This window comes from Flavobacterium sp. (assembly GCF_027484205.1).
GTDB lineage: Bacteria > Bacteroidota > Bacteroidia > Flavobacteriales > Flavobacteriaceae > Flavobacterium.
Window position 1 is genome coordinate 1 of the sequence record NZ_JAIXUB010000009.1, and the last position, 15,351, is coordinate 15,351.

General features: G+C 30.6%; 14 protein-coding genes. 8 read left to right on the top strand and 6 right to left on the bottom strand.

Features of this window, described 5'->3' with window-relative positions:
* The 5 genes from Q0049_RS16630 to Q0049_RS02665 form a co-directional block, all read left to right on the top strand.
* On the top strand, positions 1–128 hold a 128-nt coding region (locus Q0049_RS16630), incomplete at its 5' end, for a gliding motility-associated C-terminal domain-containing protein (protein WP_366941668.1).
* 28 nt (positions 129–156) lie between these two features.
* On the top strand, positions 157–1,077 hold the full coding sequence (locus Q0049_RS02650) for a type IX secretion system membrane protein PorP/SprF (RefSeq protein WP_298116282.1): 921 nt from the start codon (positions 157–159) through the stop codon (positions 1,075–1,077).
* 19 nt (positions 1,078–1,096) lie between these two features.
* Positions 1,097–2,962 carry an OmpA family protein gene (locus tag Q0049_RS02655; RefSeq protein ID WP_298116284.1) on the top strand — a complete coding sequence of 622 codons (1,866 nt, stop codon included), beginning with the start codon at positions 1,097–1,099 and terminating at the stop codon, positions 2,960–2,962.
* A gap of 256 nt (positions 2,963–3,218) precedes the next feature.
* The gene (locus tag Q0049_RS02660; protein WP_298116286.1) at positions 3,219–3,593 is read left to right on the top strand and encodes a hypothetical protein; all 375 of its coding nucleotides are present in this window, start codon (positions 3,219–3,221) and stop codon (positions 3,591–3,593) included.
* Between the two features lie 17 nt (positions 3,594–3,610).
* Positions 3,611–4,093, top strand: a complete 483-nt coding sequence (locus Q0049_RS02665; RefSeq protein ID WP_298116288.1) for a hypothetical protein — start codon at positions 3,611–3,613, stop codon at positions 4,091–4,093.
* Between the two features lie 237 nt (positions 4,094–4,330).
* On the opposite strand, the gene Q0049_RS02670 is transcribed toward Q0049_RS02665, so the two are convergent.
* On the bottom strand, positions 4,331–5,719 hold the full coding sequence (locus tag Q0049_RS02670) for a DUF5689 domain-containing protein (protein ID WP_298116290.1): 1,389 nt from the start codon (positions 5,717–5,719) through the stop codon (positions 4,331–4,333).
* Positions 5,720–5,738: 19 nt separating this feature from the next.
* Positions 5,739–8,621: a TonB-dependent receptor gene (locus tag Q0049_RS02675; protein WP_298116292.1), complete on the bottom strand. Its 2,883-nt coding sequence runs from the start codon at positions 8,619–8,621 to the stop codon at positions 5,739–5,741.
* Between the two features lie 136 nt (positions 8,622–8,757).
* On the opposite strand from Q0049_RS02675, the gene Q0049_RS02680 reads away from it, so the two are divergent.
* The 3 genes from Q0049_RS02680 (at position 8,758) to Q0049_RS02690 (ending at position 12,126) form a co-directional block, all read left to right on the top strand.
* On the top strand, positions 8,758–9,864 hold the full coding sequence (locus Q0049_RS02680) for an endonuclease/exonuclease/phosphatase family protein (RefSeq protein WP_298116294.1): 1,107 nt from the start codon (positions 8,758–8,760) through the stop codon (positions 9,862–9,864).
* Between the two features lie 72 nt (positions 9,865–9,936).
* Positions 9,937–10,476, top strand: coding sequence for a 3-hydroxyanthranilate 3,4-dioxygenase (locus tag Q0049_RS02685; RefSeq protein ID WP_298116296.1), 540 nt, complete (start codon positions 9,937–9,939; stop codon positions 10,474–10,476).
* A gap of 96 nt (positions 10,477–10,572) precedes the next feature.
* Entirely contained in the window at positions 10,573–12,126 is a 1,554-nt protein-coding gene (locus tag Q0049_RS02690; RefSeq protein WP_298116299.1) for an aldehyde dehydrogenase family protein, read from the top strand.
* 97 nt (positions 12,127–12,223) lie between these two features.
* Here Q0049_RS02690 and Q0049_RS02695 read toward each other — a convergent pair whose 3' ends face one another.
* From Q0049_RS02695 to Q0049_RS02710, 4 genes are all read right to left on the bottom strand, one after another.
* The gene (locus Q0049_RS02695) at positions 12,224–12,799 is read right to left on the bottom strand and encodes an alkylphosphonate utilization protein (protein ID WP_298116302.1); all 576 of its coding nucleotides are present in this window, start codon (positions 12,797–12,799) and stop codon (positions 12,224–12,226) included.
* Between the two features lie 24 nt (positions 12,800–12,823).
* A complete protein-coding gene (locus tag Q0049_RS02700; RefSeq protein WP_298116304.1) occupies positions 12,824–13,315 on the bottom strand; it encodes a DUF6646 family protein in 492 nt (163 codons plus the stop codon).
* A gap of 137 nt (positions 13,316–13,452) precedes the next feature.
* Positions 13,453–14,181 (bottom strand): metallophosphoesterase, encoded by a 729-nt coding sequence (locus tag Q0049_RS02705; protein WP_298116306.1) that lies wholly within the window; start codon positions 14,179–14,181, stop codon positions 13,453–13,455.
* A complete protein-coding gene (locus tag Q0049_RS02710) occupies positions 14,174–15,325 on the bottom strand; it encodes an ATP-binding protein (RefSeq protein WP_298116308.1) in 1,152 nt (383 codons plus the stop codon). The genes Q0049_RS02705 and Q0049_RS02710 overlap by 8 nt, the downstream gene beginning before the upstream one ends.
* Between the last annotated feature and the right edge of the window lie 26 nt (positions 15,326–15,351).

The window sequence follows — 15,351 nt, forward strand, 5'->3', positions numbered from 1 at the left end:
CTAATCAATGGGAAGGACAATCTGATGCTGGTGAAGAATTACCAGATGGAACATATTATTATGTAATTGAACGTGATGGTATGAAAACTTTATCAGGATGGGTTTATATTAATAGAGAAGTAAAATAGTTAACCAAAATAAATAAATACCAAGAAAATGAAAAAATTATATTATTTAACGCTAATTGCATTAATTGCATTTGTTGATGTCAACGCGCAGCAAGATCCACATTATACACAATATATGTATAATTTAAGTGTTGTAAATCCAGCTTATGCAGGTTCAAAAGAGAATTTATCTGGAGGTTTATTATATAGAAAGCAATGGGTGGAAATTGAAGATGCTCCATCTACAGGAACATTTTTCTTACATAGCCCTGTTGGAAAAAATGTTGGTATGGGATTATCTGTAATTTCTGATAAAATTGGGCCTGTCGAAGAAAATAATCTTTATGGAGATTTTTCTTATACACTTAATTTAGGTGGAGAACACAAAATTGCATTTGGTTTGAAAGCAGGTTTGACCATGCATAAAATTGATTTTAACACAATTTACCCAACTCTTCCAGATATTAATGATGATGCTTTTAGTGGACCAAATCCTAATAAAACTTTTTTTAACTTAGGAACAGGTTTGTTTTACTACACTAATAAATATTATGTTTCATTTTCTATTCCAAATATTATGAAATCTAAATATTTAGATTTCAATGGTAGACAATTTGGTACTGAAACACTTCACTATTTCTTAACTGGTGGTTATGTTTTTGATATTAATCCAAATGTAAAGTTCAAACCTTTTGCTATGGTTAAATCAGCAATTAATGCTCCTACTTCTATAGATTTATCAACAAACTTTTTGTTTAATGAAAAATTTGAAGTTGGTGCAACATACAGACTTGAAGATTCATTTGGTGCAATGGTTAACTATGCAATAACACCAAATTTGAGAATTGGATATGCTTATGACCATATAGTTTCTGATTTAAATATTACAACACCTTCATCTCATGAGGTTATGTTATTATTTGATTTGAATTTCCCGAAAAAAGTATCACAATCACCAAGATATTTCTAACATAAAAATTAAGATAAAAATGAAAAATCTATATATAGCATTAAGTTTTGGTTTAATAAGCACTTCGCTTATTGCGCAAAATAAAGACACAAAAACAGCGGATAAGTTATTCAATAGATATGAATATGTTTCTGCTGCTAAAGAATATCAAAAGTTAGTTGACAACGGGAAAGGTGATGGATATGTTTACAAACAATTAGCAGATACGTATTATAATATGTTTAACACTTCTGAAGCTGCGACTTGGTATGCTAAAGCAACAGAAACAAATCAAGATGCTGAAACTTATTTTAGATATGCTCAAATGCTAAAAGCAAATGGGAAATATGAAGAAGCTAACAAACAAATGGCAAAATTTGCTGCTATGTCTCCAAATGATAATAGAGCAAAAGCTTTTAAAGAGAATCCAAATTATGTTCCTAAATTAGTTGAAAAAACAGCTCGTTTCACGGCTAAATCTTTAGAAGTTAGTAGTGATAAGTCTGATTTTGGACCAGTTCTTTATGACAATGAATTGTATTTTACTAGTGCTAGAAATGGAGCTAGAAGAAATTATGGTTGGAATGAAGAACCTTATTTAGACGTATATAAATCTACAATGGGTGACAGCGGAACATTTTCAGAAGCAACAACTGTTACTTCTTTGAACTCTAAATTTCATGATGGACCAGTTACAATTTCTACAGATGGAAATACTATGTTTTTTAGTAGTGATAGTTTCAGAGAAAAACTTTTTGAAAAGGATAAAGCGAATAACTTAAAACTTGGAAAAAACAATTTATATAAAGCTACAAAATCTGGAGATGCATGGGGAAATATTACTTCATTACCATTCAACAGTAAAGAATATTCTACAAGTAATCCTAGTTTAAGTAGAGATGGAAAAACTTTGTATTTCTCTTCAGATATGCCTGGAACTCTAGGAGGTGTTGATGTTTGGAAAGTTGCTGTAAATAGTGACGGAAGTTATGGTAAACCTGAAAACTTAGGTTCAAAAGTTAATACTGAAGGAAATGAAAGTTTCCCATTTATTAATGATGACAATAAAACATTATATTTTGCTTCAAGTGGAAGACAAGGTCTTGGTGGTTTAGATATTTATTCAATTGATTTGTCTAATAGTTCTGAAGCTCAAAATATGGGTAAACCATTAAATACTGAAAAAGATGATTTTGGTTTTTCATTTAACAAAGCTAAAAACATTGGTTTCTTTGCTAGTAACAGAAACGGGAATGATGATATTTTTGCTGCAACTCCAATTTGTGCAGTAGATTTATTAACGGTTGTAACAAATGCTAAAACAGGAGAAATTTTAGCAGATGCTAAAGTTTCAATTTTAGATGATAAAAACAATGTAATTTCTTCACAACAATCAAATGCAAAAGGAGAAGTTTCTTATAAAGTAGAATGTGATAAAGCTTATACAATTCAAGCTGAAAAAATTGGCTTTGAGAGCAACTCTTTTTCTGTTGCTAAAAGTAAAGGACCAGAAGCTAAAATCGATGCTAAATTGCAGCCTATTGACGTAATTGTGACTCCAGAAGCTATTGTTTTAAATCCTATTTATTTTGAATTAGATAAAAGCAATATTACAGCACAAGGAGCTTTTGAACTTGATAAGTTAGTTCAAGTAATGAACAACAAAAAAGATCTTGTAATTTTTGCTAAATCTCATACGGATAAAAGAGGTGATGATAACTATAACATGAGTTTATCTGAAAGAAGAGCAAAATCTACAGTTCAATATATTATTTCTAAAGGAATTGATGCTTCAAGAATTTCAGGAAAAGGATTTGGTGAAACTGAACTTAAAGTTCAATGTGAGCCTTGTACAGAAGCTGAACATTCTCAAAACAGACGTTCAGAGTTCTTAATTGTAAAATAATTAAGTTACACTATAAATTTAAACCGAGATGAAAGTCTCGGTTTTTTTGTTTTAGTAATGTATATAAGTTAGTGATAAGTTAAATTTGAATTAATAACAAATTGGGATTCCTTGGACCAAGGAGTACAAATAATCATCCTGATATAATTTGAGCATTGAATCTTCCTGTAAATCAAAGAGAAATGACATTACAAAATATGGAAAATAGCGATAGGACATTTAGTATTGGTAATAAAACTTATACTCCTCAATAGTCATGTGTAGATATATAAAAATAGTAGTGATATTTTTATATATTCCTTTTTTTGTTTGTTGCTCTAGTAGTAAGAAATTAGAAGGAGTATATATAAATAAGTGTTATGCTTTAGGTTTTTCTAGAAGCATAATTGAATTAAGTTCAAATAATAATTATTCAATGGTTTACCTTGGTGTCATTGGTGAAAAAGAAATAGGTAAATGGATAGTTAAAAATGACTCTCTTATTTTAAATATGGAGTATGAAATAATTAATAATTTAAAAGATACCGTTAAGGTTAAAAATAAAACTTTTATTTACATTATTAAGAGAAAGAACATTCATGATCCGATAAATGTAAATTGCTATTTTCAAAAAAAAGGTGCAAGGAATTAACTTTTTAAATTATTATTATGAAATTATTATTCTGTTACTTTTTTATTTTGATCAATACTGGTAGTTTTATAAATTATCAAGATATTGAAATTCAAAATTATAAAAATGCTTTATCATTAATATTTAATTCTAGTGAGTTTAGGGATTATAGTTTGGTAAACAAGAATTATTATATATCCTCTGAAATTATATTTTTTTCAAATATTGAAATTTATTTTAAAGATGAATTGAAAAATAATGATGAAAACGTTATTCTTGAAAATGAAATAGTTAAGATAAATGAAGATTTAGTTAAATTAAACAAACATAGGTGTGGTAAAATAAAAATATTTTTTTCAGAACAAAAAAATGACGTTTTTTTTGCAGAGGTATTTATCCATAAAAAGAAAAATATTAATTATAAGGATAGACCTATTTTTGGTAGTAGTAAACTATATATGTTTAAAGTAATAAATAAAGAAGTATCTATAGTTGTTACTAAAGATATACATTATAATTAGGGGTAATGTATCAAAGTTAGTGATGAGATTAATTTTAAAAAAGATAAGCGTAGTTTATCTTTTTTATGTTTAAAGCTTTTAAAACGAAGAAAATGATAAAAAAGAGATATCACTTAGTTAGTTTTCTGTTTGCTTAGGTCAAAATTTTATTCTCCAAAAGGTGATGCCAACTACTTAATAAAAACAAAAAAGCGAAACTAATTTAGTTTCGCTTTTTTGTACGGGTTAACTATGTTATTAGTTGATAATGATATTATCTAAATCCATATTTGTAGTTAAAGCTGGACTTGAAATTGCAGATCCAGTATATTCAAACAAGATGTAACCATTTCCTGTTAATGAAGTAGGAATTGACCATAATCCACTATTTGTAAATGGTGCAGTCGATGAAGTTGCTGTTGAAATTGCAAATGATGATGTAATATCAGTTAACGTTGCAGCACTTACAGCTCCACCAGGAACATAGTTAGTTGAATAATATACTTTTAAAACAGCTCCTACATTAAATGATGCTCTTGATTGAAATGAGAATCCATTAGCACAAGTAAAGTCAATTGGTACTATAAAATAAGTTTTAACAGCTTGTCCTGTACTAAAAGCAGTCATTTGAATGTATTTGTTAGCTGGTGTTCCGTTACTTCTACATCTCCAATAAGCAGTTCCTATAGCCGCATCATTGATGTAGTTAGGGAAATTATTTTGACCAGTAGCAGATGTTCCTGCTGTATAAGATTCAAATGTTTCATTTAATGAGCATAAAGGTGTTGCAGTTGCACCAACAATTGGCGGAGCAAAATCTACATCAATTCTTGTTCCAGTTAATTGTACGTCAGCCTCAGTTCTAGCTAAAAATTGATAATCTGAACCAAATTTTGTCATTACACCTCTAACTTTACCAAAACCACTTGGAACAGGATTACCTGCAAAATTAGCGAAACTACTTGTTCTGAAAATTACTGTATTTCCAACAGAATTTGTTAATAAGTGATTAGTTGCACCACCTAAATCATTAGCTGCATCGTAATAAGTATGTCCTAACGCTGCATCAGAAAATTGTACACCATCAAGTTCAATTAATGTATTTAAGTTTTGATCTTGTTTTGCTTCATTTACAGTAAGCGTTCTTACTAAATCATCTTCATCAACAGATGTACATGAACGATTTAATACTTTTCCATAATCAAAAACAGATAAACGTCCAACAGAAGCTGTTCCTGATGAATTTACAAATAAAGCTCCAATTCTTAATCCTCCATTTGAAATGTCAGTATATCGGTCTTTTAATTTAATTAATACTTTTCTACCTGGTTGGAAATATGTAAAAGTTGAAGTTGCATCAACAGGTACGCTAAAACCTTTTGAACCATCTAAAGTTTGAAAAGAAATACTTTTGAAGAAATTTCCTCCTTCATCACTTGAAGTAACATAAGCTTCAATAACATCATCACCAGTATATTGAGCAACAACTGTACCTGCAGGTACATCAGTAACTTCGATAGTTTTAACTAAACTAGTTTCTGTACATTCAACATTAGGCACATCATAGCTGTCGTCATTAACGCAGCTTGAATAAACTCCTGAAATTAGCGCTAATAAAATAGCTGATTTTAAAAAATTTGTTTTCATATGATAATATTATTTTTTATTAGAAATTAATGTAAAGGTTAACAAAATAAGTTCTTCCATAACCATAAAAGTATTTTGGTGCAAAAGATGGCGTTCCACTAGAAACATCTTGATTTAATTCTCTATAGTTAGAATTTCTTGCTTGTTCGTAACCTCCTGTTTTGTAAACTTTATCAAAAACATTGTTTACACTAGCAAAGAAACCAAAAGTTTGATTTCCTACTTTCCAAGATTTTCCACCAACAAGATTAACAAGTGTTATGTCGTCAAATTTTTCTTGTTTTAATAATTCTCTTGCTCTATCGTTTGTAGCTTCAGTAAACGTTAATCCATTTACGTCTAATGGATCAATACCAAATCTTTCCGTTCTTAAAACTGGTGCAATGTCAATATAATTATTACCTAAGTAATTAGCATTTGCTCCAATCCACCAAAATTTAGGATCTCTATATTCAACTCCAAAAGAAGCAGCTTGTTGTGGTGTACCTGACAATCTGTAGTCTTTCAATTTTGCTTTACCAAAATCAACTACAGGATAAGTATTTGTAGCACTTGCTTGAGAATCATCATTTACTTGAACATTAGGATTATTATCGTAAGTGAATTCGCCATATGCAGCAGTTGCAGTTAATTTAATTGTAGAAGTAAGATTGTACTCCATTCCAAGTTCTCCACCTATGTGTTTTTTAGAAATACCAGAAACTGTTTCTCCAACAAAAGCATCACCACCATCACCATTGTCATCACCAAGTAAACCTTCAGCAAAGAAGAATGAAGTTTCAATAGCGTTGTTTATTTTTGATGCATAAGCAGTTAATCTTGATTTGAATTTAGGAGTTCTAATTACATAACTAATATCTGCACTAGAAACATTTTCACTTTCTAAGTTATTAGTAATATTATTATTTAATCTTGCGTTAGGGAATGCATTTCTTAATGAAGGCGCTTTTGTCATGTAAGCACCATTAAAATTAATGAAATGTCTACCAGTAATTTTATAGGTTAAACCACCTTTAAACCCAAAATTATCGAATTTTACTTTTTCGCTTTTTCCTAAAGAATTTGATTCATACAAACCATTTTGATATAAACCTTCTCTTTGATACTCAGAGTGACTATAACTTTGAGCTAAGTAAAAATCAACTTTGTTGTAAGTGAATTTAAATTGAGAAAAAGCATCGTAAGTTGTTGCTAATAAATTATAATTGTAACCATAAGTGTCTCCAACACCTACAATTCTGTTAGGATTATTCAAATCAGATTGAGATTGATTTCCTGTATAAAAAGAATCTCTATCAGAGAAAAAGTCACCACCTAATAAATCTGATAAATATTGATAGTTGTGTGATTTTAATTTTTTAAAATTTACACCACCATTTACAGTTATATTATCAGCAACTTGAGAATTAATGATTGAATTAGCAGACCATAATTTATCATCAGTTCTATCTTCATACAAAACGAAGAAACTTTCACCTGTTGGATTATTTAAATTTGCTTGGTACATTGCATTCCAATCTAATTGTTTATTAGATAAAAATGTTTGTCTTGCAAGAGAAGCATATGCTAAATTTTGTGGAGTGTTACCTATATATAAACCACCTAAACCACCAGGTAGATATTCAGAACTTGGAACAAGCGTTGGATCATTTTCATATAATGATGTGTAATAGCTTGGAAGATTTTTATAATAAGTAGGATCATGAAGAACAGATGAGTTACCATTTGAGTCAATTCCATAAGCGGTATTTCTGTAATCTAATCTACTATTTGCAATTGAACCAACTTGATAAGAAATATTTGTATTCAATGTTGTTTTATCAGTCATTTTCCAATAGTGACTTAACATATTAATTGGCTCTTCAACATCTTTATCTCTTGAATTTCTTTTTTGACCATCTTGCCAACCCCAATATGAGTTATATTTTACACCTGCTAGTTTAGTTACCTCATCTGTATTTGGTGAGTTTTTTCCTCTACTATTTTGAGCAAAAATTGAGGTAAAGTTTAAAGAGTGTCTGTCATTGAATTTCTTTTCAACAGATGCAAATAAAGAATTTGCACTATAATCTGTTCCTTCAAAGTATCCTTCTTGAGCCCATCTTCTTGAAGCAGAAACCACAAATGCCCATCCATCTTTATTCATTCCAGAAGCATGTGTTCCCATTGCTCTCCAACTATAGTTGGTGTTAGTTCCTGAAAATGAAATTCTTGAACCTGGTCTGTAAATAGAAGCTCTAGTGTTAATTTCTTGAGTTCCTAAAATTCCACCAAATGTATAATCTGATGGTGCAGAACCCATTGTAAATTCTTGATTTCTTGTAGCATCGTTAAGTCCACCCCAATTACTCCATTGTGGTCTTCCGTCATAGATTTTATTCATCACCATACCATTAATCATAGTGGTACCGTATTCATTATCTAAACCTCTAATTCTAAAACGAGCTTGTCCCCAATTGAAAGCCGCAGCTTGTTGAAATGCATCTCTTGAAGCTTGAAGTAATCCAGATGTACTTTCTGAACCACTGTTGTCATCACCTAAATCGTTTTCTGTGATTGTGATTAAGCTTAATTGTTGTTCTTCAGTAATGTCTTCGTCGAAAACAACTATTCCAATATCAACCATTTTACCTTTTTCAACATCAACTGTAATTAGTTGTGTTTTATAGCCTGAACTTTTAATTTGAAGAAGTTGGCTTCCTTCTGGCGCATCTCTAAAAATAAATTTACCCGATGCGTCTGTAAATTGTGTTTGATTTGTGTTTTGGATTGAAGCAATCACATTTTGTAATGGTTTTTGAGTTTTTGAATCCACAACTTTACCATAAAAACCGGTACCAGTTTGTGCAAAACTAAAAACTACACTCATTACAAATAAAATACTAATGACAAGTTTTTTCATAAATAAAATTAATATTATTTTACAATTTCATTAAGAAAACAAATTCTTAACGCGCAAAGGTACATATATTTCAGAATATTATTTACTTTTGGCAAGAAGTTTGTAACAAACTTGATATTAAATTAATATACAATTTATGAAAATTAAAAATTTTATTGCCCTTTTCGTTGTTTTATTCGCAACAATTAACGCTAATTCACAGTCAAAAAAATATATAATTCATACTGTTGCTTTCTACAATTTTGAAAATTTATTTGACACAATCAATGGTTCAAATAACGATGAAGAATGGTTACCAAATGGTAAAATGAATTGGACTGGAAAAAAATACAAGAAAAAACTTGAAAATTTATCAAAAGTTTTGTCAGAAATTGGAACTGGAGAAAATCCAAATAATTCTCCTACATTTATTGGTGGATGCGAGATTGAAAATAGAATGGTTCTTGAAGATTTAATTAAGCAACCAAAATTAATTAATAGAGATTATGGAATTGTACATTTTGATTCACCTGATAAAAGAGGAATTGATGTTGCATTACTATATCAGAAAAAGCATTTTAAACCCACAAGTTATTCAAATATTCCTTTAATGATTTATAGAAATCAAGAAGGAAAATCTGATAAAAAAGACAAAGAAGAAGCAACTGATGATGTTGTTGAATCAGACACAAAATCAGAAAGAGTTTATACTCGTGATCAACTTTTAGTTACAGGATTTCTTGATGGTGAAGAAGTTAATATAATTGTTAATCACTGGCCATCACGTTCTGGTGGAGAAAAGAAAAGTTCACCTTTTAGAGAAGCAGCTGGAAAATTGAACAGACAAATTATAGATTCGTTGGTTAAAATTAATCCAAATGCTAAAATCATCACAATGGGAGATTTGAATGATGGTTCATATAATAAAAGTGTCAAAAAAGAAATAGGTGCAAAACTTAAAAAATCGGAATTAAAAGAATCAAGAGATATTTACAATCCTTTTGAACAAATGGCTAAAGATGGAAATGCAACTTTATTCTATAGAGATTCTGGCGATATTTTTGACCAAATTATGATTTCTGAGCCATTAACTAGAAATGATTATTCTTCTTATAGATATTGGAAAGCAGGAATTTATAATAAACCTTATTTAATTCAAACTACAGGTCAATATAAAGGTTATCCACTTCGTAATTCTCAAACTGAACCAGGATTTAGTGATCACTTTCCGGTTTATATTTATTTAATAAAAGAGTTACATTAAAAGAATATTTAAAAGGTTAGTTTTGCTAACCTTTTTTTATTTTTTGTAATTTCGTAAAAACAATTTTGTATTATGTCTATTCAAAAACCTTTCAATCTACTTAAATGGATTGAAGACAACAAGCATCTTCTTAAACCACCAGTTGCTAATAAAAATCTTTATGTTGACTCAGGCGATTATATCGTAATGATAGTTGCCGGACCAAATGCTCGAAAAGATTTTCACTACAATGAAACGGAAGAATTATTTTATCAATTAGAAGGCGAAATAACAGTTTATGTTCAAGATGATGGCAAAAAGAAAGCCATGAAACTTTCTGCAGGTGATATGTTTTTGCTTCCTTCAAAAGTACCTCATTCACCATCAAGAACAGAAGGATCAATTGGTTTAGTAATTGAACGTAAAAGAGAAGGTAAAGATATTCCTGATGGTTTGCTGTGGTTTTGTGACAATTGCAATCATAAATTGTATGAAGTCTATTTTGAACTTCACAATATAGAAACTGATTTTCTTACTCATTTCAAACATTTTTATAATTCTGAACATCTTCGAACTTGTGAAAAGTGTGGAACTATAATGGAATCCGATCCAAGATTTGTTGTAAAAGATTAAATTTTGGCATTTCAACTAGTTACATAAGTTGCTAAAATGTCAAAAAAAACCACTATTTTTGTATAAAATTTAAAAATAAAACATAAAAAACACATAATGTCAACAATTGCGCAACAATTCGGCATGACCGAAGCATTAGAAATTCTTGGTGTAAAAGCCATTAATGAAGGAACTTCAACAGGAAATAATCATTTTTCGAGTGGCGATATCATCGAAAGTTATTCACCAGTAGATGGTCAATTAATTGGAAAAGTAAAAACTACTACCGCTGAGGATTATGAAAAAGTAATGAAAACGGCACAAGCTGCTTTTCTAACTTTTAGAGCAATGCCTGCGCCACAACGTGGAGAAATTGTACGCCAATTTGGAAATAAATTAAGAGAATTAAAAGAACCATTAGGAAAATTAGTTTCTTATGAAATGGGGAAATCGTTACAAGAAGGATATGGTGAAGTTCAAGAAATGATTGACATTTGCGATTTTGCAGTTGGTTTATCACGTCAATTAAACGGACAAACTATTCCATCAGAACGTCCAGGTCATGTTATGAGAGAGCAATGGCACCCAATTGGTATTGTTGGTATTATCTCTGCTTTTAACTTTCCAGTAGCAGTTTGGTCCTGGAATACTGCATTAGCATGGATTTGTGGTGATGTTTGTGTTTGGAAAGCTTCTGAAAAAGCGCCTTTATGTTCTATAGCTTGTCAAAATATAATTGCTGAAGTTTTAAAAGCAAATAATTTACCAGAAGGAATTTCTTGTATTATCAATGGCGATTATAAAGTAGGCGAAATGATGACTACTGATACTAGAATTCCTTTAATTTCTGCTACTGGTTCTACAAGAATGGGAAGAATTGTTGGTGCAACAGTAGCACAACGTTTCGGGAAATCATTATTAGAGTTAGGTGGAAACAATGCAATTATCATTACACCTTCAGCCGATTTAAAAGTAGTTGTTCCTGGTGCTGTTTTTGGTGCTGTTGGAACTGCAGGACAACGTTGCACTTCAACCAGAAGATTAATTATTCACGAAAGTGTTTATGATAAAGTTAGAGATGCTATTGTAGGTGCTTATGGTCAATTGACTATTGGAAATCCATTGGATCAAAAAAATCATATTGGACCATTAATTGATACTGATGCTGTAAATACTTATTTAGCGGCTATTGAAAAAGCAAAAGCTGAAGGTGGAAAAGTATTGGTTGAAGGTGGAGTTTTATCTGGTGAAGGTTACGAATCTGGTTGTTATGTAAAACCAGCGATAATTGAAGCTGAAAACTCTTTTGAAATCGTTCAACACGAAACTTTTGCACCAATTTTATATTTAATGAAATATAGTGGTGAAGTTGAAAATGCTATTGAAAAACAAAATGGTGTTGCCCAAGGATTATCATCAGCTATTATGACTAACGAAATGAAAGAAGCTGAAAAATTCTTGTCTTTTGCTGGTTCAGATTGTGGTATTGCCAACGTAAACATCGGAACTTCTGGTGCTGAAATTGGTGGTGCTTTTGGTGGAGAAAAGGAAACTGGTGGCGGAAGAGAATCTGGTTCTGATTCGTGGAAAGTATATATGAGAAGACAAACCAATACAGTTAATTATTCTGATCAATTGCCTTTAGCACAAGGAATTAAATTTGATTTGTAGTTTTTTTAAGAGAAGTCCTTCGACAAGCTCAGGATGACAAAAATATAGACAAAAAAGTCCCGAATTACCGGGACTTTTTTATTTCTGAAATTCAGATTTATTTCGTTTTCTTAACATATTGTGTCAATATAAATATACTTTGGTTTTCAACTCTTCCTTCAATCAGATTAGCATCGTCCCAAACTAATTTTATGTTGTGAACTGCCGCACCACGTTTTGCAGTGAAAGTTGCTCCTTTTACATCTAAATCTTTGATTAAAACAACAGAATCACCATCTAATAAAACATTACCATTAGAATCTTTATGAACAATTTTTCCTTCATCATCGTCAGCTTCACCTGTAGCTTTCGCCCATTCTAAAGCATCTTCATCAAGATACATCATTTCTAACATATCCATATTTTTTAAACGTGCGTGCATTCTCCATGAAACAATTTGAACTGGAAGATTTTCGTTCCACATGCTGTCACTCAAACCACGCCAATCGTTTGGATTCATGGTTTCAGGATTTTCAATTTGATCTTTTAACGATTTTGTAATTAAAATACAGTTTTCAGGAATGGCTTCTGTTTTTGGTTCTACTAAATAAACAACTAAATTTTCATCACTTCCGCTAATTTCGCATAATGAACCACTTCTGTCCTTTAATCTTTTTTCGGTTACAACACTCATTTTGTATGGTTTTTAATATTGATTTTATAAGTTAAATGAAGCACCGATTTGAAAAACAAATTGATTATTAAATCTCTCATAACCAATTACATCAGAATCATATTTTGCTAAAGGAATTCCTGCTTCGGTATAAACACCAAAACCATCTGTAAAGAAATATCGTGCTCCTAAATGTGCTCCAAAATTTCTTAAACCTAAATCTAGTCCAGGATAAACGTCCAGTTTGTCACTAATGTTCAAAACATTACCAATGTTAGCATTGAAACGAGCTTTTGCATCAAATTTATCCTCAAACTTTGGTGTTCCTGCTTTTGTTGTGGTATTCAATAAATAGGAAGTTGTAAATCCGTATGAAATATTTTCTCCAGCACCAAAATCAATAGTTGTTGCAATTCCTGTTCCATATTCTTGCATTGTTGCTCCAACTTGAAATTTAATATCTCCTTTTCCTTTAAAAGCTTGTGAATTTGCAAAACTTGCACATAATACAAGCAATAATGTAATAATTCTTTTCATGATTTATTTAAATTTTAGACTGCAAATATAAGGAATCCATTTCAATGGCAATTTCAATTTCAAAAATCAATTTCAAAGGTTGATTCCAAATTTCAATACCTTGAACTCGCAACCCGAAACTCGCAACACTTTAATTATTAGTTCCTTCCTTTTTCTGTGGGATACAAATTGTTTAAAGGTTCACTTTGCCAAAATTCTTTAGAATCTATATCCATAATTGTCAATGGTCCTTTAAAAGCTGCTCCTGTATCAACATTCCATATACCTGCTTTTTTTATTGGAATAGTTTCGCCAATTCTTGTGACAGGTGTATGACCAATGAAAATTTCGTGGTATAAAGTCAATCTTCTTGGATAAAACCAACTTGTTTTTTCTAAGTTTTCATTCAATGATAAAGCCGTTTCCCACAAGGTTCTATCCCAATAAAATAGTTTCGGAAAATATTCATAGGTAACTCCGTTCATGTTTGTAAATCCTGCATGAACAAAAAGTCTGTTTTTATCATCTAAATAATAGTTTTCTAATGATTTTAGAAATTCGATATGTTTCAATCTTATTGCTTCAGAAATTGTTGAATAAGCAATAACAGTAGCTTCTCCACCATGTTTGTACCATTCTCTGTTGTCGGTGCTGTTTTCTAACCAATCTAAAAGCAGTTCATCATGATTTCCTCTAATAAAGATGCATTTTTGTTTTGTACTTAAATCAATCAAATATTCTATAACTTGTGGCGATTGACTCCAGCCATCAACATAATCTCCAAGAAAAATTAAAGTATCATTTACTGTAACGTTAGCGCGTTCCATTATTTGATGTAATGCACTTAATCCGCCGTGTATATCGCCAATTACTAATGTTCTATTCATTTTGTTTATTATATTTCACTTTCCTCAAAACTCGCATCACTTCTTTAAAATTTACATAAACAGTTGTAAATGGATGTAATTTTAATAAAGGTTTCGCTTCAATTAATTTCTGTTTAGCGTCTTCAAATCCGTTGAGGTAACAAATCATTAATGTTGAAGGTAAATTAATCAAATCTTGATGTTCTCTTTCAGATAATTCTATTCCTTTTTGCAATTTATTCAACAAAGATAAATTAGAATTATAAATATGAAACAAAACTTTTCGATTGTACTGTGGAGGTTCAAAAAGCATTTCGGTTTCTATTTTATAATAGCCATTGTCAAAAAAAGATAGTTTTTGTTGTTCCAACGGATAATAACTTGTTTTGTCATTCAATCCTAATGGTACATATTCGGTTATTGTAAAAGTATTTTCATCAAAATCAATCGTTACATCATCTTGAGCAGAATAAAACAACTTAATTTGCTCATTTACTAATTCGATATCAACTCGCGTAAAAAAGGTTTTATCTCTAATTTTTTTTGGAATTCCAGCCCAGCATATTACAAATAATTCCTTGAAAACCTTATACTTAGAAGGCATGTCCTTGTGACGATGGTTCACAAAATCAATTACACCATCAAGTGTATTTGAAATACTATTTCTAGAGCTATTTTCAATGCTTAAAACCGTTTCAATATTGAGTTTAGAATATGGTATTTTCTCATCTGTAGGAATCGTATTGCTTCCTCTTCTCACAAAAGTGGCATTAGCCAAAATGGTATGAATGTTTTTCTTGAAATAGGAAGTTTTAGATTTGGGTTTTATCGTTACTAATCCAACGACTTTATCTCTAGGCAAGTTCGGAAAAGGAACATTTTCATACTGAATTTTAGGAGGATTTTCCAAAAAAGCATTCACTAAATTCTGAATGCGACTGTCATCAAAAAAATCATCGCCAGTTATTTCGTTATTTTCATCTTCAACACCAACAACGATATAAGAATTATTAGAAGGATTTGAATTAGACAAAGCACAAATATGTTTCAAAAACTTCGCTTTTCCTTCCTTGGTGTGTAAGTTCAACTGCCGCTTCTTGTCATAAAAACTACACTCATCATTGTGAGCTAGTAAGTTCTTGATAAGTAGGCGTTTATTTATCATTTTTTAGTGTTCAGTGTTCGGTGTTC